Below are 19,666 nucleotides of genomic sequence, written 5' to 3'. Positions count from 1 at the left end.
TTAGTTCTACGATCTTGTCCATTTTCGCCCTGCGCCATAACGCCCTGTTAAGGTGTGAGCAACGCAATACCGATGCTACCGCACACCACCTTAAACACTAAAACCAACGCATAGTAAAAATGCCACGCGTTGCGAATCACTCTTAAACAGATTGTTAGGCAAATGTACTAAAATATAACCCGCTACCAAAAGACAATGAGTAATCGCCATTCCTATTTGCTTGACTAGTTATACAGTCATTAGATTCTTGACTGACAACAAATGAACAGTTAACGATATATAAACCTTCGTCTTTTACAGGAATGAAGACCTCTTCATAGGCACATTCACCGGACCATAATGCTAAGCCTTCTACCGAGCGACCAATTCTCGCAAAAGAACCAACAATAGTTTCAACATTTGAATCGCATAATTGAGCTTCAAGTGAAGATGCTTTGAGGTCAACAAACTCAAAAACGTTTCCTGTGTTTTCTAATTTAATAGAAAGCACTATACCGAATAGCGCTCCTTCATAGTCCCTTACAGCTCTTGGTGTCACCTCAACCTTAATCATTGGTTGCGAGGAGAGTTCTTTCCTCGTTTTCTCTAACTCAACTTCTAACTTTACTAGCTCCAACTCCGCTTTACTTTTGGCACGTAAAGCCATAAATGTGTAAATAGCCCAAATACTTGCGACAACAGCACCAAAAGAAACTGCTACTGCTTGAGTTATTTGCGCCAAGTTTCTTGTATCTTCTAGTGTCATGAACACCCTCTATATGCCTAACGCCGCATTAAGGTGTGAGCGACGCTTGGCTATACTTGAGCGAAGCGAAACTGCCAAGCGTTGCGAATCACTCTTAAATGCTTTGTTAGCATATTATGCGACAAAACCAAAGTTGTAGGTATTTAAGTTATTGAATAGCTCTTCCTGAACGCCTGAAATACGATTATCAGTATTTAGCGCACGAACAAGCTCTTGTGTTTTAGACATAAAATACGAAGCAAACGCTGGATGCCTTAACGCTTCATGAACACTGCACCCAAATTCTCTATTGGTCAATACACTCAGTGCTTTAAGCTGGCTTTGCCACTTATACGGGTAGTACTCTTTCTGGTTATCAGGCATTGCCTGTGTCGGGGCAACTAGTGCTGTGCCATGAGCTGCTATATTTCGTAGTAAAAACAGCGCATCTATATCATGTTTTGTTTGAGATGTACTTACCGTATTTAAGTCAATTTCGAGGTAACTTTTATATTGAGATTTAAGATTAGTGTAGCCCCCTTTGTTCTCAATCTCATCAATGAAAGTACGCATATTTCGATACGCTTTTTCTAGCGAATGACCAACAGGTGAAGCTGCATTTTGAGTCCAGTGTTGTCCGAGAGCATTCCGATCATAGTGAACAATGTCGCTAATAACGGCTCTTAAATAGCCTTCAAGTATTGAAGCATTTAAATTAATTAGTACCAAATTCTTTGATATATATTTATCATCACGGACCAGTTCTACGATTGGCAACTCAAACGCTGTATATCTAGATTGTGAAGGGTTATCAACTGTCACTGATTGAGCCAAATTTGATGCAATTTCACGGTACATCATCAATAGCTGGTTACTAGTATCTAAACGTACATAATTTGTTATAACTTCCACTATGCCTCCGAATATGCTAACGCCCGCTTAAGTGGTGAGCAACGCAATACGGTGTTTCCGCATACCACCTTAATCACTAAAATCAACGCATAGTAAAAATGCCACGCGTTGCGAATCCGTCTTGAAGCGTTTGTTAGCCGTTCATTCCCAAAGGTTATTGCTTACTCAACAGGAACTTACGCAAATCTCTTTCAGCTCGCATAACAAACAGAATAAAGACCTTGTCACCGTCTTGTTTATAGAAAACACGGCACGGATTAACGACAACTTCACGATAACTTAAATGTTCTAGTTCGGGCGGAATACGACCTGATTCTGGGAAAGTTACTAGGCGTTCAACTTTAGAGAAGATCGTTTGTACCAACTGCTTTGCAGCTACGATATTTTCAAGTGCTATGTATTCAGCGATATCGTTGAGGTCAGATAGCGCTGGCTCAGTCCAGATTATTTCAGCCATTTTGACATTTTGTCCTTGGCTTCATCATGACTTACCACTTTACCGTCAGCTAGTGCACGCTCACCTCGTGCAATGCCCTCCAGAATAACCAAACGATTTTGCATAAACTCGTAATCATCAACATCAACTAGATACGCTGATGGCTTACCATGCTCAGTAATTAATACTGGTTCTTTAGTGTCGTGGAGATCAGCGAGGATCTTGGTTGCTTGACGTTTAAGTGATGTAACTAGTTCTACTTTCATGAAAGCTGCTCCAAAGGAATACTAAAGTGATACTATTCTATCACTTTAAGTATAGCAAGCTCCATGACGGCTAACGCCCTGTTAAGGTGTGAGCAACGTAATACCGAAGCCGCCGCATATCGCCTTAAACACTAAACGCAACGCATAGTAAAAATGCCATGCGTTGCGAATCACTCTTAAACAGATTGTTAGGCAGCGCTACCACACAACTTTTCCACACTCACTTTGTTCAGCCATCAAGCTCAGAACTTTAGCTTGGTAGTCGCGGACTTTAATCGGAATAAAACTAAAGTCTGCATTATTGCCATCATCGTCAGAGCAATGACCTGTATATAACCATATTTCGGGGAAATCCAACGACTCGCAATATTCTGAGACACTAGGTAACACAGAGTAAAAGTCATCCATTTCGAATGACATAGTACGGTTATCAATGATGAGCACTGTTTGCTCTTTACCCTCATGTCTCTTCGATGCCTTTTTTGAAATGCTATCCAAAAGCACTTTTTCAACAGTATCAACTTGATAAGGTAGCTTACTAATAAACAAGGCTCTTTCATTTGAAAACAAAGGGTTAAGGACTAGATCATTTTCATCAACACCTGCTTGTACAAACCCTTGAGCAATACTATTGATATCATCACTTGGAAAAAGTTTCTCTAGTTTAATAAGCTCGTGCAAGGGTATCTCTTTTTCCTGTGCCCACTTAGTGTAACGTTCTTCACTAGAGTGATTATTAAACACTTTATATGACTCAGCGATTGACGTTATTTCAATATTAAACTTTGAATTGTCGCTTGTTTCAATTTGGAAGTCCCAAGGTGCATCTCGAGAAATCAGATTAATACCTAAGTCATTGTTACAAAAATGCTTAACAAAATGGCGTAGATAATGTGTAAAAATAAGTGTTTCTCTATGAAAAGGGTCGATGACATCTAGAACAACTTTTTCCACAGCAGTTCCATCCCTTTTTATATAGTACACTCGTTTGTAGTTGTTCTTATCTTCTAGATCACACTCAGGATAGAAACTACTTTTTATCTTACTCAAATCGAATACCTCGAAGCTACTTTCGATGCCTAACGCCCTGTTAAGGTGTGAGCAACGCCATACCGAAGCCCCCGCATACTACCTTAAACACTAAACGCAACGCATAGCAAAAATGCCAAGCGTTGCGAATCACTCTTAAACAGATTGTTAGGTGACAGCTATAACACCTACGATACTATAAAAACAAAGTTTGAAACGACTGTTCTCGTTTAATAGACATCAAGCTAGAGGACAGTGAGGCAAGCATTGCCTCATGCACGAAATCCCCCATGCTTATACGTTTGACGCCCAGAGCTTTAAGTTCTGGAAAACTAGGTAATTCAGGAATACACATTACATTTATTGGTAGCGACGTGCTTGCTACAACAGTTTCAATATCATTAACTTCTCTAATACATGGTAGAAAAATTCCATCAGCGCCAGATTGTTGGTACCTATTAATTCTCTCAATACTCTCAGCTAGAGGTTCCCTAACATTTAGCAAGAATGCATCGCTCCGGACATTAATGAATACTTCAATATCAGCTTCCGCGAGTAAGCCCCTAACTTGCTTTAGCGTTTTCTCAAATAGTGCAACATCACATAGCTGTCTTTGACCTTCTATTACAATACTATCTTCTATGTTTATGCCAACGACACCGACTTTCACCAATTCGATAATATTCTTCACTATGAGTTCTGGTGTATCTCCAAAACCTGATTCAATATCAACTGTCAAAGGCAGATTAGTTGAGCTACCAATTGCTTTTACAATTGACAATAAATCATTGAACTCAATGTTCTCTCCATCATCTTTTCCAAGATTACTCGCAATTGCAGCACTAGAAGTACCGATAGCTAAAAAACCTACTTTCTCTGCGACCTTCGCACTAGGCACATCCCAAACATTACAAATAACTAGTGGTTCTTCCGCTCTATGCATACTCTTAAACATGTCTGAAACTCCTATATAGATTTGGAACTAATAATTTCAGACCGATGCTAGCAATTGACATATGATAGAGCTCGCCAATTCCGGAACTGAATAACAAATATTGATTCACAACTCGCTGTCACATAACGCCCTGCTAAGGGGTGAGCAACGCAATACTAAAGCCGCCGCATACAACCTTAATCACTAAATTCAACGCATAGTAAAAATGCCACGCGTTGCGAATCCCTCTTGAGCAGTTTGTTAGTCGCGAGGCACCGAGCGACAATTTTAAGCCAAACTAAACTTTGCGAACAACAAGCTTTATGTGTTTTGATGCACTTAAGTCAGGCGTAGTCTCAAAGCGGCTACTCAATGAAACCACTTGGAATAGCCAACGCCGCAGAAAACGGACTGACAACACCAAAAAAGCGCTTTTGGAAACCCAATCTCACAGTGCGGACTTTAAACAAAGTCACTGAAACCACGTGGAACTTACCACACCAGAGAAAACGTCCTTTCAGCAAGTAAATAAGCTTTTAAACCAACAAACTCACCGAGCAGATTTGCAACCAAAAACAGATTTTCGATTACCCCGCTCTATCACCACCAAAGAACGAAACAACCGCTTGGAAAATAGTAATGCATTGATTTAGAACAGATGAAACTGAGCTTTGACCGTCGAAGATGGAACTATGAATCAAACAACCAGTAGCCAAGTTTTGAGCTTAGAAACATGATTTTGACTGCTAGCTTTTTCTGGCGACTAACGCCCTGTTAAGGTGTGAGCAACGCTATACTAAAGCCGCCGCATACCACCTTAAACACAAAACGCAACGCATAGTAAAAATGCCATGCGTTGCGAATCACTCTTAAACAGTTTGTTATAACTCTGATTTTGCCTTAGTCAATAGCTTATGAACGTCTTCTGAGTTCGCGAAGTCTAAACAATATGCCAATTCTATTGCACTACCACTTTTTGATTTATAAGAGTCAATATTCTCATTGCTCAATAATTCACTGAGCTCAAAAAATGCATCCAAAGGCAAATTAGAAAACTCTCTGTAGCCTTGCATTGCCGTTACCGCATCTTTGGCCACATCGGAGCCCTTGTAATAAGTCGCAATACAAGAAGAAAGCGCATATTTTTTAAACAACTGCTCATCACTTTGAGTGCTCAATGGACTTGCGCTTAATCCCACGCTAAAAGTTGCAACAAATATAGTGCTGACTAATCTTCTAGTTTCCATAAGTACGCCTTCTTTGCTTGTGGGAAGTAACAACTATCCGTACATCTTGAGCCAGTCCAAATACTTGCATGCACTGATGCATCTAGCCAAGTATCCACATCAACGATCAATATACCTTTGTAGTCAGCCAACTTATTCGCGTTAGGATTTTCAATTACAACCTCAGGATCACCAAACTTTTGATGCAAGAAGCTGATCAAATCCCTGACTCTGTAGATATACCAATTTCCCTGTCCACCAGATACAGTTTTATTTTTAATGTAAGGAACCTTAAACCAGCATAATTAAGTGCATATGACATCCGAATTGCACATGCATTTTCAAAACGGCCCTGCTCTGGTGTTAGCACATTGATATTGTGATTCACTTTACCACCAATTATTGTACCAACATCCGATACATCTCGGTTAACCTTTGCAAAAGCCACTTTCATTTTTAGTAAGCTAGGACGTGCTGCCACTTAAAAACCGCCCCATCAATTGTTTGAACGAAAAGGTCTCACAAAATAAGCAACCATACTAACAACAAGTTAATTGTTCTTGAGGCTCTTCAAGATCAAAGGTGTAACAATGAAACTGACAAAAGAGTTATAACGCCCTGTTAAGGGGTGAGCAACGCAATACCGAAGCCACCGCACACCACCTTAATCACTAAAATCAACGCATAGTAAAAATGCCACGCGTTGCGAATCCCTCTTGAACAGTTTGTTAGGTGCGTAGCCAAAGTTGGTAAAAGTCTGTTTCATCGTGCTTGGGATTCTTGCGCACGAACTCCCAACCATGACGCTTATAGAATGTGAGATCTCGATGGTTAGTTTGGCTTACTGAAAGTACAGCACGCAAACAACCCGTTTTACTCAAAGTGCTTACAATATAATCCTGCACTTTTGGAGCGAGTCCTGAACCACGAAAATTCGGCTTTAAATAAATGAGATGCACATAACCAGTCTCCGGCTCGGGTGAAAAGCTACGAAACTCTAACTGCCCTGCAAACTGACCATCCACAAATATATGGATATAAAACCATCCTGATGTTGCTAACCGGTCTAAGACGCGTTCACGATAACCACTGATGAAGTCGTCGAAACCATCGTAATGCCCAAAACTACAAAAGTATGCATCTTTTCTCGCAGCAACGCATAATTCGAAATCATCAATGTTTATCTGCCGAAAAGCAATTTCCATACTTACCTTTTCCTTCTAGCACCTAACGCCCTGCTAAGGGGTGAGCAACGCAATACCGATGCCGTCGCATACCACCTTAATCACTTAAACCAACGCATAGTAAAAATGCCACGCGTTGCGAATCCCTCTTGAGCAGTTTGTTAGGCATCTTGTCACCACAAACTACTTACCCGTTTTGCACCTAATTAACTTCCAAAATGAAAGCATGAAAATAGCCAACGAGAAAACAATATGAAGCGTTGGTATGCTTCTAGACCAGACATCAGACTCTGCCAAATGAGAATCAAACTCTTTGCCACACAAATGATGACCTTCAATGGTTGTTTCAATTACAAAAGGTGCCCAGAAATAAGTTACCGACATAGCAACTAACAAAGCAATTAAGGGCGTAATCCATATAAATTGTAAACCTCTATTTTCACGAAGAAGCCTGACCATGATGAGAATGAACAGCACTGAGCCATACATTATCGAAGTATAAAAACGTCCATCATCTCCCTGTGTGCAAGTACCCGAAACTGCACCAAGTGAAACCCAAAAACCATACAATAGTATCAATATCGAGCTGTACATTTGTAACCTTTGATGCCTAACGCCCAATTAAGGTGTGAGGCACGCAATACCAATGCTGCCGCATTCCGCCTTAACCACTAAAACCAACGCATACTAAAAATGCCACGCGTGCCGAATCACTCTTAAATTGTTTGTTAGTACGCTGTTCTAAAACCTTTTGGTTTGCACCAAGATATTGAAATATAGCACGAAACTGTTGGCTTAAAACGCTAAAGCCAAACAGGCAGCTGCCAAACTAAAACTCAACCTCCAAACGCAAGTTGGCTAGAAGAAAAACACGCCAAACTAACCTATTTTGGCCAGTTTCAAATTAGCAAAGGATTCGGTCACCGAACTTTGACAACCACACCAAAGTACAGAATTGAAGGCTAAAAAACCAACCACACAAAAGAAGCCGCGCCAACGAAATAGCCAAAAAGTTAGAAACCGTAAACGGTGAAATCGACGCAAACGATCCGCATATAGTGCCACCGGAAAGAACGTGAAAGGCACATTTGAGCCGGTGTAAAACTTGGAAAAGAAATCAATAAACACTGAAACTTTTGACCTTCGATGCCAATCCCGTACTAACGCCCTGTTAAGGGGTGAGCAACGCAATGCCTAAGTCGCCGCATACCGCCTTAAACACTAAAACCAACGCATAGTGAAAATGCCACGCGTTGCGAATCCCTCTTGAACAGTTTGTTATGTGCGTGCTAATTGAGGTACTTTTGCCAATGTTGCTGACCTTTCAAAACTACTCTGTAATCTTCGTAGTCCAATGAGCTGTAGAGCTTTTTAGCTGCAACATTATCATCACCGACCTCTAATGTGATTTTGAGGTAATCATTATCACGACAATACTGTTCGATACCATTCAGTTGCACCTTGCCAACACCTTTACCACGAAAGTTGTCCGACACCATAAAATCATGGATATTCATCACTCTTTGTGCACGATAAGTTGAGAACGATTCAAAGCAAACCGCGAAACCAGCAGGCTTATTGTCGACAAAACTGATAAATCCGTGGAAATAAGGCAACGCAAATAGCTGAGAGATCTAGTTCAACTGAGAATCCAGATAGATACTCTCTGAACAAAGTCTCGAATATACCTTTATCCTCAGTGCTTTCTGTTTCGATACGTCTAATTGTGATTTCCATATTCATTTCCACTAAAGCACATAACGCCCAATTAAGGGGTGAACAACGCAACCCCCCACACCTAAAGCATTGTGCCATAAACACTAAATTTGAAGTAGAAGCAAAAATGCCGAGCGTTGTGAATCCCTCTTAAATTGCTTGTTAGCCGCTCATTCCCAAAGGTTACTGTTTACTCAACAGGAACTTACGCAAATCTCTCTCTGCACGCATAACAAACAGAATAAACACTTTGTCACCGTCTTGTTTATAGAAAACACGACATGGATTAACGACAACTTCACGATAACTTAAATGTTCTAGCTCGGGTGGAATACGACCTGACTCTGGGAAAGTTTGTAGGCGTTCGACTTTGGAGAAGATCGTCTGCACTAACTGCTTTGCAGCTACGATATTTTCAAGTGCAATGTATTCAGCGATATCATTGAGGTCAGATAACGCTGGCTCAGTCCAGATTATTTCAGCCATTTTGACATTTTGTCCTTGGCTTCATCATGACTTGCCACTTTACCGTCAGCTAGTGCACGCTCACCTCGTGCAATACCCTCAAGAATAGCTAAACGATTTTGCATAAACTCGTAGTCATCAACATCAACTAGATACGCGGATGGCTTACCATGCTCAGTAATTAACACAGGTTCCTTGGTGTCGTGGAGATCGGCGAGGATCTTAGTTGCTTGGCGTTTGAGTGATGTAACTAGTTCTACTTTCATGAGAGCTGCTCCAAAGGAATACTAAAGTGATACTATTCTATCACTTTGAGTATAGCAAGCTCCATGACGGCTAACGCCCTGTTAAGGGGTGAACAACGCTACCACCCCAGCCTAAACCATTGTGCCGTAAACACTAAAGCCAATTCAAACCAAAACCGCCAAGCGTTGTGAATCCCTCTTGAACAGTTTGTTAGTTGCCAAGGCTAAGGCTTTAACTTGAAGTTGATTGCAGCTTTGCCAACACCCATATTTCATATTTTGAGGGACTTAAATCAGGCGCAGTTTTAAAGTGCCTGTCACTGAAACCACTTGGAATTTACAACGCCGTAGAAAACGGACTTTGAACACCAAACAAACCTTTTGGAACGATAATGTAGCAGAGCAGACTTTCAACACGCTAATCGGCGTCTGAAACAGAAAACTCAAACCGTACAAGGAACCAAAGCACGATTTTCACAAACCCAAAAACTAGGAATCGAAATACGAAAACCTTGTCAAAAACACATGGACATTAGCCCTAAACATTCTGCTTTAGGTACGTTTTTCTCGTTGGCAACTAACGCCGCGTTAAGTGGTGAAGAACGCGATCACCTAACCTAAACCATTGTGCCGAAAACACTTAAGCAGAATCAAACTGAGAATGCCAAGCGTTGTGAATCCGTCTTAAACGCTTTGTTAGGTGATAGCTCGACGTATAGCTTAAGGCTTAAGATAAGTATCAACAAAGCGTACTAAATACCTATTTTGATTAGTCACTAGATTCTCGTGGAAAAACAATCGGCAAGAATCATGTTACTAGTCGATTGACTGGAGGTAATTGGCAATTTCTGTCTGCCCCCATTCGTAAGCAAAGTCAATTGCTCCCATGTGTTTCATTGTCTGTCCAGTATAACGAACCTTTGTGTCAATGCCCGCAGCAACAAGTAGCTTAACTATATTTAGATGGCCATGATGTATTGCAGTGAAAAGTGGATTACGGTCGGGCTCCGAAGTGTCTAGCGTTGCACCAAGGCTAATAAAATAGTTAAGTATATTTTCGTTGCCATTAGCCGCAGCACGGTGCAATGGACTTGCTCCGCTTAAAATGTCTTGAGCATCTATATAAGCCCCCATTTCAACTAGAGCTTTACACAACTCTAAATCGTCTTTATCTGATGCAATATGGAGAAAGCTTCCTAATGGCGTTTGCAGGCAAACTAAATCGGAATTCTTTGATAATAAATCGATAGCATCATCAGTTCTTTTTTCACTGATAAATGTCATCAATGTTCTGACTTTTAACTTTAGTTCATTATTCATCTGTATTCACCTAACGCCCTGTTAAGGGGTGAGCAACGCAATACCGAAGCTGCTGCATACCACCTTAATCACTTAAACTAACGCATAGTGAAAATGCCACGCGTTGCGAATCCCTCTTGAACAGTTTGTTATACGATGCCTCACAGCAAACGCTGAAACTGACCGTTTTTAGCTTTGAAGCCCAGTTTGTTAAACAAAGCTTGAGACCTAAAGTTACCCTCATCAATATCGGCAGACAATTTTTCAATGCCCAAAGATTTAGCATGAGAGAATAATAAACTAAGAGCTTCCGACATATACCCTTGTCGCCAGTACGATGAATTTAGTAAGCACCCGACCTCACAGGAATCACCGCTATCACTAAAGCTATGTAAGCCGCAGGTTCCAATAACTTTGCTTGTCGCTTGCTCCATAACAGCCCATTCAAACGATTCACCTGATTTCTCTAGTCGGACGACGCTTTCTAGCATCTGAACTACCATATCTTCCGATGTGAAAACTGGGTCTGAAGCAAATTCCATTGTTTGAATGTCACCATAAATTTCAAACAAATCATCAGAATCATTCGTTTGAATTGACCTCAAAACAATTCTACTTCCGTGTAAATCAGGCTTCATTTTTCTCCTTAATCGTATAACGCCGCGTTAAGTGGTGAGCAACGCATACCACTGCACTTAAAATATTGTGCCGTAAACACTTAAGTCGAAGCAAACCAAAAATGCCGAGCGTTGGGAATCCGTCTTAAACGCTTTGTTATATGCAAATTTTTAACCCAAGCACCGAAGCCAATATGATTATTGATGATAGACTAAATAAATAGCCCATTTATGACGTAAAATCATGAAAGACTGCAACCAGTGTGGAAAATGCTGCATCAAGTATGGCGATGGTGATTTAGCTGCCACACAAGAAGAAATAGACTTATGGGAGCTATTCAACCCAGACATTTTTGAGTATGTAAAAGACGGAAAAATCTGGTTTGATCCCGAAACAAGAGAGCAATTACACCGTTGCCCATTTTTAGAACTAGCACCGAAATCCAGAGCTGGAGAAAAAGACAAATACACCTGTAGCATTTACCTCAACCGACCAGAAGATTGCCGCCACTACCCTAGCCTGATCAATGAAATGGTTCAGGATGAATGTGAAATGATCGAAGTTACTGACCTCGAAAACCCCAAAAAAAGCTCAGAAGCAACTAGACAAGCTAATGTGTTTAAGCCGACCATCGAGCTACTCCTAATGCTGATTTTTGCACTTGCATATAACGCCCAATTAAGGTGTGAGGCACGCAATACCGATGCTTCCGCATACCACCTTAACCACTAAAACCAACGCATACCAAAAATGCCACGCGTGCCGAATCACTCTTAAATTGTTTGTTATAAAGCGGACTCTACGTTAAACGCCTTTTCTAACCACACTGAGCTTATGTACTGCCCATGTTTCTTCGCATATTCATTGAAAACTCCGACTTCTCTGAAACCAAACCGTTTATGTAATGCAACTGATGCGTCGTTTGGTAATGCAACACCCGACAATACACGATGGACACCATAGGCACGAATTGATGAGAACAACTGAGTATATAGTTTAGAACCTAAACCTTTCCCCTTTGCTTCTTGTGCCAGATAAACGGTCACTTCTACGGTGTCGTCAAAAGCTGAAATTGCTCTGTACTGTTGGGAACATGCAAAACCTAGCAACACGCCGTTTTCTATAGCGACATATAGTTGATATTTGGTAGTGCTAGAGAACTGAGAAAACCATTTCTGACGATTTTCCAGAGTAAATGGAACTTCCTCAAAACGTGTATTGGTGTGTTCAATATAAAAATTAAAGATGTCGGTAATACTAGCAACATCTTCAAGTTTACCTGTTCGAATTTCCACGAAATGTCCTTTTCTTCGAGCTTTATAACGCCCAATTAAGGTGTGAGCCACGCTACCACTATACTCAAATTGGACGCCGTAAACGCTGAACCTGACTCAAATCAAAAATGCCATGCGTGGGGAATCACTCTTAAATTGTTTGTTATACACGCACCACTTGGTTACTCGGAATAATGTCCATCTTCCTGCCGATGTTCAATTTTACTAATATAGGAAGGAGGGATTACGACTGTGGAAAATCTCCACTCGAGGGCTCTATGAGTTTTCTTTCCCGAAGCTATTTCACCAATTTCACGGTCAACAACTTCGTTCGGAACATGGTCTGTTGCAAATGGATAATCAGCACTATGAACCGCAATTGCCCAAAAGAATTTGATTTGTTTTTTACTAAACTTTTTCAGCGAACCATTTGGCAGTAAAGCAGGAGCGTCTCTGTTGAATAGTTGGTCATAGTTAAGGATATGCTTTTTTGCTTCGTCGGGGACTGTAATTTCTAATCGTACTTCTGTCTGATCAAACATTCTAACTTCTCTATGACCACTTTCTGTTGAGAACACAAAATCAGGGTATGCCTTTGAAGCTGGTTCAAAATCAGCATCAATACCTTCTACCAACACCGCACCTGTTTGAAGACCAAGCCTTTTAGGGCACTTATTCATCGTCATAGATACAACGGGAGCCCCTCTTAAAGGGTTGATACCTAGTTGTATACCTGTCTTTTGTATTGACTCTAAATTAGCTCGACGAGTGTAGTGGTACATTTTTACCATGACAAAGACTCCATAATTGCGATGTTAAACCATAAATATCAGGTAGTTATCATCACGTCAAACACTAATTCTAAGTTCAAGGCGCACTCTAGTGTATAACGCCCTGTTAAGGTGTGAGCAACGCGATACAAAAGCCGCCGCATACCACCTTAATCACTTAAACCAACGCATAGTAAAAATGCCACGCGTTGCGAATCACTCTTAAACAGTTTGTTATGTGCGTGCTAATTGAGGTACTTTTGCCAATGTTGCTGCCCTTTCAAAGCGACTCTGTAATCTTCGTAGTCCAATGAACTGTAGAGCTTTTTAGCTGCAACATTATCATCACCGACCTCTAATGTGATTTTGAGGTAATCATTATCACGACAATACTGTTCGATACCATTCATCTGCGCCTTGCCAACACCTTTACTGCGAAAATTGTCCGACACCATAAAGTCATGGATATTCATCACTCTTTGCGCACGATAAGTTGAGAACGATTCAAAGCAAACCGCAAAACCGGCGGGCTTATCGTCGGCAAAACTGATAAATCCGTGGAAATAAGGCAATGAAAATAGCTGAGCAATTACTGCGAGATCTAGCTCAACTGAGAGTTCAGATAGGTATTCTCTAAACAAAGCCTCGAATATACCTTTGTCCTCAATGCTTTCTGTTTCGATACGCCTGATTGTGATTTCCATATTCATTTCCACCAAAGCACATAACGCCTTGTTAAGGTGTGAGGCACGCAATACTGAAGACTCCGCATAACACCCTAAACACTACAACCAACGCATAGTAAAAATGCCACGCGTGCCGAATCACTCTTGAACAATTTGTTATGCTCGTTCTTTTAGGGTTTGCAAAAGACTTACAAGATCCAAAACTGCGGTAGTTTCAAAGCGATCTAGTTTTGGTAAGACATAACTATCGTTCACCGTTTTTAAAGTAATTTCTTTGATCACTGCACCGTCCCTTGAGTAAGTCGTATCATAGGACTCAACATCACATACACTCAAATGCCAAAGTGCGCTATTTCCCAGTTTAAGACTAATACGCCCACCTAGAACCTCGATGCTGTAAAGACCATTTTTATCCGGAAACTTTTGCTGTAACCATAAGCTAATTGCGGCTATCGAGCTCAAACCTAGCGCTACAAATAAGCTTCCTGATGCAATAGAAATAACGATAATACCTATAGTGCCGATTAAAATTGCACCTTTATTCAAAGCTTTATCTTTTTCCCTGAGATACACAACTCCCTCCTGAGAGCATAACGCCTTGTTAAGGTGTGAGGCACGCAATACCGAAGCCTCCGCATACCACCTTCACCACTAAAACCAACGCATAGTAAAAATGCCACGCGTGCCGAATCACTCTTGAACAATTTGTTAGGCGCCTTTTCGCAAGTCGTCCCTTAACGCACTAATAATTTGCCTTGCATTCGAGTCTACTTTATCAAAAAGTTCACTTTCCTTTTGGGAACCCGTTTCACAATCATGTAATTCCGCGCGATCAAACATATGACTATCGATGAGTTTTTGCAGTTCAGTACTTTCAACAAGTAAAAGGGTTTGTGATAAAGAACCTAAATCTTCAAACGGACATTTACCTTCATTTTTAAAACCCATATTGGCTAAATCTTCCACTGCAGCTGAATAGGCAGCTAACTTTTTATCTCTAAGCCAATTGTTTAACTCTTTTTTTACTATGAACGGTTGAAGAACAAAAATGTCGATTAGTTTTACAAGCAACCCACCGGCACCGAAAGCTACAACTAACTGAATAAAATTTTCCACTAAAACTCCTAAGTGCCTAACGCCCTGCTAAGGGGTGAGCAACGCAATACCGAAGCCGCCGCAGACCACCTTAACCACTAAATTCAACGCATAGTAAAAATGCCACGCGTGCCGAATCACTCTTAAATTGTTTGTTAGTACGCTGTTCCTAAACCTTTTGGTTTGCGCCAAGATATTGAAATATAGCACGAAACTTGTGGCTTAAAACGCTGAAGCCAAACGGACAACGGCCAAACTAGAGCTCAATCCCAAAACGCAAGTTGGCTAGAAGAAATACACACTAAACTACCCTACTTTGACCAGATTCAAATTAGCAAAGGATTCGATCACCGAACTTTGACAACCACACCAAAGTACAGAATTGAAGGCTAAAAAGCCAACAACAAAAAAGAAACCGCGCCAGAGAAATAACCCAAAAGTTAGAAACCGTAAACGGTGAAATCGACGCGAGCACTCCGCACATAGTGCCACCGGAAAGAACGTGAAAGGCACTCCGTTTCCGGTGTAAAGCTAGGAAACGAAGCCGATAAACACTGGAACTTTTAACCTTTTTGCCAAACCCGTACTAACGCCCTGTTAAGGTGTGAGCAACGCAATACCGAAGCTCCCGCATACCACCTTAAACACTAAACGCAACGCATAGCAAAAATGCCACGCGTTGCGAATCACTCTTAAACAGTTTGTTAGGTGCGTTTTCCACGATGCTATAGGTCGCTGTATGCAATTGTTTCTATTTTGTCGCGATTAACACCGCACTCAATGAGGCTTTGTGTGAAAATATCTTCTTGGTCCTCAGAGTAACAACAAACTTTCCAAGTCGCTTCTGGAACAATTTGAGCAATACGCGCGAAATATGGCTGATCAATAGTATTCAAAGAATGTCCTATTATGACAACCTCTTCGATATTACTGAGTTGCTCAAAATACCATTCATGTTGCTCAATGACGTCAGCTACTGGCTTTTTTAATGCATATAAAGGATAACGAGCACCGCTTTGAGCGCCTGAGAACATATCTCTGGTGCTTTCACCGTCTTCGTCAAACTCAGCAGGCTCAACTATAGTTTCACCATGTCCAAAAATTAGTTCATCATGTGTTTCAGCACGACCATGAATATGGAATACATGATTATCTTCAATACCGTACACAGCTTGGAGAGTTGATGTATAGTTGAAGGTTATGAACTGAGAATCTTCAGGAAAAGTCATTTTCTGTTCAGCAACACTCACATCAAGTTGGTTAACCCAACCAGTAAAAGTTTCTCGTACTGATGAAACGTGTATGTCTGTTTGCTCCGTAATTTCATCTTCCAAACCATATATGAAACTAGGTCTGAAATCATCCGAAGCAATATCAACTTCGTTGTGAAAATCGAAAAAACCGTCCGCATCAAAAGCACCTAGAGCATTTTCAAAATCATGCCAAGGCTCGTGAACACTCAAATCAAAGAGGTAATAGTTTCCCAACTCATCAAGTGTATCCTGAGCAAATTCATAAAACTCGTGATAACTCGTTGGCAAGCCATGCCACAAATCAAATCCATTGCCGATAATGTATAAATTAGTCAACGTTTATACCTCCTAGCACCTAACGCCGCATTAAGGTGTGAGCAACGCTACCACCTAACCTAAACCATAGCACCGTAAACACGAAACCCAACGATGGAATGAAAAATGCCAAGCGTTGGGAATCACTCTTAAATGCTTTGTTATAAGCCAACTCTACTTAAAATAGAATTTATCTGCGCTACCCTTACCAAAGTACTTTTCATACTCCTGAGCTGCATATGAGTCCATCATGCCTGAGATGTAGTCAGTAACTAAGCGAGTTTTGCAGTCATTAATTGCGCGCAATTCTGGTGGTAGTAAGATGTTATCTTTGTTGTATTTTTCATCAGAATAAACCTCAAACAAACCACGAATAATCTGCTCTCCTCTTCGCTCGTAAAGCTGAATGTCTTTCTTACGAAGAATTGCTTTAAACAACAGTTTTTTCAGCCCCTCAGCTAGTTTTGCATGTTCTTTGTAACCTAAACAACCATCAACTAAACCAATGTCAGAGCATAAGGTATTAACTATTTTTGACGTCAGCTCTTTCTTGAGAACAATTGCATACTCTTCTGACGTACCACTACGACTAGCTTTCATAGCCACACTTTGCGCATCTTTCGCAATCGTAGCCATGGTTGGATATGCATCTTTGAACTTGTCGCTAATGCTAAACTCATGAACTATTTCACCTAAACTAATCATGCCAAAGCTTAGCGCATCCTCTAAGTCATGTGCTGCATAGGCAATTTCGTCCGCTAAATCCATTATCTCAGCATCAATACTCTTGGTGACGGCAACTCCTTTACTTTCAAGTTCGCCTTTTAAAAAATCATAATCGGCATCATATAAGAACTTTTTACTGTTCTGCTGCTTATTGAAGAAGTATTTGGTTATAGCCATGAGAGTGCGCACATTTAGGTTTAGCCCTGGATACGCGTAATGTTTCTTTTCTAAAGTACGTAAAATTCGGAATGCTTGAGCATTTCCCTCGTAACCACCACACCCTGAACTCAAGTCGTTAAGTACTACTTCACCATAATGTCCAAAAGGCGGGTTACCAATATCATGTGCTAGCGATGCAGTTTCAGCTACAACTGTATGCTGCAACTTGAGATCGTAAGCAATAGAGCGAGCAATTTGTGCCACTTCCAAACTATGCGTGAGTCGGTTTCGATTGAACTTATTAGCATCTACACCAAGTAATTGCATCTTACCTTGCAGACGTCTAAAAGATGATGAGTATAGAACTCGTGCATAATCACGCATCAGATCTTGGCGGTGCTCAGAACGTCCATCATCGTGCTCGTGTACACGATACTCTAATTTAGAGATTATATTCTCTTGCTCTCTCGCATACTCAATTACTTCATTATCGTACATATTTTTCTCTTTATTAATTATCTAACCAACTAACCTTGGCTTATAACGCCGCGTTAAGTGGTGAACAACGCGACCACATAACCTAAACCATTGTGTCTTAATCACTTAAGCTGACTTGAATTGAAAATGCCAAGCGTTGTGAATCCGTCTTAAACGCCTTGTTAGTTGTTTAACTTACTACATAGTACTTACCTGATATACACTAAACATTAGTCTAGATGGTCTGGTGTATGGAGGTTCGTACCACAGACTTTACACTTGTAATCACCCGTAGGTTCACCCTCCATTAACACACTTGCTATCGTGGCGAGTAAACCTGAAAAGAAACCTTTAACTTCTGTATCCGTGGTTTCCTTTGATTTAGAGAAGCTCTCATACTTATGAAGAGTCACCTTTTTGCAATTGCAGCAAAACGCTTTTGTTTCTTCAGAACCGTAAGTTTGGACCAATTTGATTACCTCTAAAAGCCGATTTAGCACCTAGCAACTAACGCCGCATTAAGGTGTGAGCAACGCTTCCACCGAACCTAAACCATTGAGCCGTAAACACGAAACTCAACATTGAACTGAAAATGCCAAGCGTTGTGAATCACTCTTAAATGCTTTGTTATGTGCGTACTAAATATTTACGTACAATCTCAGCATGTCTTTGTGTTGAATACCATTTTCATAGATTGGCTCGGGGTAGTTTAGCAAAAAATGGTCTTTGATAATTGAGTCTACTCGAAAGCCTAAACGCTGATAATAAGTCAGTTGATAGCCAAATGTACCCGTACCAAGCTCTACACGATTAATTCCCTTGCTTGGTAACTGAGATAGAACAAACTTTAGCAGCTTAGAGCCAATACCTTGACCTTGTAGCTCTGGAGATACAGATATATTAAATATCTCAGCAAGGCTGTTGGTCTGCGCTTTAACGATACAAGCAGCTAAAACTTGCTCATTGCCTAATGCAGCAAAGCACCATGAATCAGATAAATATGAAGCGATATTAGCTTCAGAAGGATCAGCTTCAAGCAATAAATCTAGTGGAATTTCGCTACTTTTGACTTCGATATATTGCATATTTCCTCCGAGCACATAACGCCCAATTAAGGGGTGAGCAACGTTACCACTCAACCCAAAGCATTGTGCCATAAACACTAAATTTGAAGTAGAAGCAAAAATGCCAAGCGTTGGGAATCCCTCTTAAATTGTTTGTTATGCGATTTTTCCATTTACTCATATAAATACATTTCATCGGGTATGTCAGACAAAAATTCAGTTAATTCCCACTCAAAGCCAGCTTTATCGAAAAAGTATGCCCTTTTCCGGTATGTTTCTTCGGGAGCTATAATGCCTCGGCGGTAGCCTTGTTCAACCAGAACATTCTCTATTGTTGCGAGGTTGTCTACAACTAAGCCAATGTGGTTTACACCGTAGTTCTTATATGTCTTTTGAATGGCATTTGGAGTAAGTGAATCTAAGTGAGGCTCTTGAAGTGCGAAATAACTTCGTTCGTTACCGACATGAGCCCAACGATGTCTATCTAGAGATTTAACATCTTTTCGTACTTTGAAGTCGGGCGCAACAATGGCTAAAAACGCCAATGCTGCGTCAATATCTGGAACTGTAATATTTAAATGCTCGATCTTTGTCATATTCAATCATCCTTTTTATCAATGAACTGAAGTATCAATCAAAAGCAACCTAACACCTCAATTTAACTTGAGGTCAAGCTGAGATCTATTTAATCGCATAACGCCCTGTTAAGGTGTGAGCAACGCAATACCAAAGCCACCGCATACCACCTTAAACACTAAACGCAACGCATAGTAAAAATGCCAAGCGTTGCGAA

At 40.7% G+C, this 19,666-nt stretch carries 24 protein-coding genes and 4 pseudogenes; 1 reads left to right on the top strand and 27 read right to left on the bottom strand.

Going from position 1 to position 19,666, the window contains the following annotated elements; genetic code table 11:
* Positions 1–154: 154 nt before the first annotated feature.
* The 17 genes and pseudogenes from MSG33_RS20585 to MSG33_RS20460 form a co-directional block, all read right to left on the bottom strand.
* Positions 155–745, bottom strand: coding sequence for a hypothetical protein (locus MSG33_RS20585; protein WP_248381953.1), 591 nt, complete (start codon positions 743–745; stop codon positions 155–157).
* 114 nt (positions 746–859) lie between these two features.
* Complete coding sequence (locus tag MSG33_RS20580; protein WP_248381952.1) at positions 860–1,636, bottom strand: hypothetical protein; 777 nt, start codon at positions 1,634–1,636, stop codon at positions 860–862.
* Positions 1,637–1,790: 154 nt separating this feature from the next.
* Complete coding sequence (locus MSG33_RS20570; protein WP_074531693.1) at positions 1,791–2,093, bottom strand: type II toxin-antitoxin system RelE/ParE family toxin; 303 nt, start codon at positions 2,091–2,093, stop codon at positions 1,791–1,793.
* Entirely contained in the window at positions 2,081–2,338 is a 258-nt protein-coding gene (locus tag MSG33_RS20565) for a type II toxin-antitoxin system Phd/YefM family antitoxin (protein WP_017038125.1), read from the bottom strand. Before MSG33_RS20565 ends, MSG33_RS20570 begins: the two co-directional genes overlap by 13 nt.
* A gap of 198 nt (positions 2,339–2,536) precedes the next feature.
* Complete coding sequence (locus tag MSG33_RS20555) at positions 2,537–3,388, bottom strand: hypothetical protein (protein WP_156145102.1); 852 nt, start codon at positions 3,386–3,388, stop codon at positions 2,537–2,539.
* A gap of 175 nt (positions 3,389–3,563) precedes the next feature.
* Entirely contained in the window at positions 3,564–4,322 is a 759-nt protein-coding gene (locus MSG33_RS20545; protein WP_248381950.1) for an isocitrate lyase/phosphoenolpyruvate mutase family protein, read from the bottom strand.
* Positions 4,323–5,075: 753 nt separating this feature from the next.
* Positions 5,076–5,178, bottom strand: a pseudogene (locus MSG33_RS20535) (DUF3265 domain-containing protein).
* Between the two features lie 4 nt (positions 5,179–5,182).
* A complete protein-coding gene (locus MSG33_RS20530) occupies positions 5,183–5,548 on the bottom strand; it encodes a T6SS amidase immunity protein Tai4 family protein (protein WP_054577359.1) in 366 nt (121 codons plus the stop codon).
* The gene (locus MSG33_RS20525) at positions 5,530–5,748 is read right to left on the bottom strand and encodes a type VI secretion system amidase effector protein Tae4 (protein WP_248381948.1); all 219 of its coding nucleotides are present in this window, start codon (positions 5,746–5,748) and stop codon (positions 5,530–5,532) included. Before MSG33_RS20525 ends, MSG33_RS20530 begins: the two co-directional genes overlap by 19 nt.
* On the bottom strand, positions 5,745–6,008 hold the full coding sequence (locus MSG33_RS20520; protein ID WP_248381946.1) for a type VI secretion system amidase effector protein Tae4: 264 nt from the start codon (positions 6,006–6,008) through the stop codon (positions 5,745–5,747). Before MSG33_RS20520 ends, MSG33_RS20525 begins: the two co-directional genes overlap by 4 nt.
* A 247-nt stretch (positions 6,009–6,255) precedes the next feature.
* Positions 6,256–6,732: a GNAT family N-acetyltransferase gene (locus MSG33_RS20510; RefSeq protein WP_248381944.1), complete on the bottom strand. Its 477-nt coding sequence runs from the start codon at positions 6,730–6,732 to the stop codon at positions 6,256–6,258.
* 1,150 nt (positions 6,733–7,882) lie between these two features.
* Positions 7,883–7,985 (bottom strand): annotated as a pseudogene (locus MSG33_RS20495) (DUF3265 domain-containing protein).
* Positions 7,986–8,000: 15 nt separating this feature from the next.
* A pseudogene (locus tag MSG33_RS20490) lies at positions 8,001–8,448 on the bottom strand (GNAT family N-acetyltransferase).
* 162 nt (positions 8,449–8,610) lie between these two features.
* On the bottom strand, positions 8,611–8,913 hold the full coding sequence (locus tag MSG33_RS20485) for a type II toxin-antitoxin system RelE/ParE family toxin (protein WP_025548916.1): 303 nt from the start codon (positions 8,911–8,913) through the stop codon (positions 8,611–8,613).
* Positions 8,901–9,158, bottom strand: coding sequence for a type II toxin-antitoxin system Phd/YefM family antitoxin (locus MSG33_RS20480; RefSeq protein ID WP_005398415.1), 258 nt, complete (start codon positions 9,156–9,158; stop codon positions 8,901–8,903). The genes MSG33_RS20485 and MSG33_RS20480 overlap by 13 nt, the downstream gene beginning before the upstream one ends.
* Before the next feature lie 795 nt (positions 9,159–9,953).
* Positions 9,954–10,457, bottom strand: a complete 504-nt coding sequence (locus tag MSG33_RS20470) for an ankyrin repeat domain-containing protein (protein ID WP_248381940.1) — start codon at positions 10,455–10,457, stop codon at positions 9,954–9,956.
* Between the two features lie 140 nt (positions 10,458–10,597).
* Positions 10,598–11,074, bottom strand: a complete 477-nt coding sequence (locus MSG33_RS20460) for a GNAT family N-acetyltransferase (RefSeq protein WP_057619450.1) — start codon at positions 11,072–11,074, stop codon at positions 10,598–10,600.
* A 223-nt stretch (positions 11,075–11,297) separates the two neighbouring features.
* Between MSG33_RS20460 and MSG33_RS20455 the strand changes: the two are divergent.
* Positions 11,298–11,700, top strand: a pseudogene (locus tag MSG33_RS20455) (YkgJ family cysteine cluster protein).
* 139 nt (positions 11,701–11,839) lie between these two features.
* Here the strand turns inward: MSG33_RS20455 and MSG33_RS20445 are convergent.
* From MSG33_RS20445 to MSG33_RS20375, 10 genes are all read right to left on the bottom strand, one after another.
* Entirely contained in the window at positions 11,840–12,349 is a 510-nt protein-coding gene (locus tag MSG33_RS20445) for a GNAT family N-acetyltransferase (RefSeq protein WP_248381938.1), read from the bottom strand.
* A 161-nt stretch (positions 12,350–12,510) separates the two neighbouring features.
* A complete protein-coding gene (locus MSG33_RS20440) occupies positions 12,511–13,119 on the bottom strand; it encodes a hypothetical protein (protein WP_039977255.1) in 609 nt (202 codons plus the stop codon).
* Positions 13,120–13,343: 224 nt separating this feature from the next.
* On the bottom strand, positions 13,344–13,802 hold the full coding sequence (locus MSG33_RS20430; RefSeq protein WP_248381936.1) for a GNAT family N-acetyltransferase: 459 nt from the start codon (positions 13,800–13,802) through the stop codon (positions 13,344–13,346).
* 138 nt (positions 13,803–13,940) lie between these two features.
* Entirely contained in the window at positions 13,941–14,357 is a 417-nt protein-coding gene (locus MSG33_RS20420) for a hypothetical protein (protein WP_048626554.1), read from the bottom strand.
* Positions 14,358–14,492: 135 nt separating this feature from the next.
* Positions 14,493–14,900 carry a hypothetical protein gene (locus MSG33_RS20410; RefSeq protein WP_025510359.1) on the bottom strand — a complete coding sequence of 136 codons (408 nt, stop codon included), beginning with the start codon at positions 14,898–14,900 and terminating at the stop codon, positions 14,493–14,495.
* Between the two features lie 704 nt (positions 14,901–15,604).
* Positions 15,605–16,468 carry a bacteriophage abortive infection AbiH family protein gene (locus MSG33_RS20395; protein ID WP_248381932.1) on the bottom strand — a complete coding sequence of 288 codons (864 nt, stop codon included), beginning with the start codon at positions 16,466–16,468 and terminating at the stop codon, positions 15,605–15,607.
* A gap of 153 nt (positions 16,469–16,621) precedes the next feature.
* A complete protein-coding gene (locus MSG33_RS20390) occupies positions 16,622–17,830 on the bottom strand; it encodes a deoxyguanosinetriphosphate triphosphohydrolase family protein (RefSeq protein WP_064368541.1) in 1,209 nt (402 codons plus the stop codon).
* A gap of 209 nt (positions 17,831–18,039) precedes the next feature.
* Positions 18,040–18,279, bottom strand: coding sequence for a hypothetical protein (locus tag MSG33_RS20385; RefSeq protein ID WP_248381930.1), 240 nt, complete (start codon positions 18,277–18,279; stop codon positions 18,040–18,042).
* A 168-nt stretch (positions 18,280–18,447) separates the two neighbouring features.
* A complete protein-coding gene (locus tag MSG33_RS20380) occupies positions 18,448–18,894 on the bottom strand; it encodes a GNAT family N-acetyltransferase (RefSeq protein WP_176320665.1) in 447 nt (148 codons plus the stop codon).
* 152 nt (positions 18,895–19,046) lie between these two features.
* The gene (locus tag MSG33_RS20375; protein WP_248381928.1) at positions 19,047–19,469 is read right to left on the bottom strand and encodes a VOC family protein; all 423 of its coding nucleotides are present in this window, start codon (positions 19,467–19,469) and stop codon (positions 19,047–19,049) included.
* Positions 19,470–19,666 lie beyond the last annotated feature (197 nt).

Source organism: Vibrio sp. 1CM7H, assembly GCF_023161645.1.
Lineage (GTDB): Bacteria > Pseudomonadota > Gammaproteobacteria > Enterobacterales > Vibrionaceae > Vibrio > Vibrio diabolicus.
Note: the sequence above shows the minus strand (reverse complement) of the source record. Positions and strands in the feature narration are given on the sequence as shown.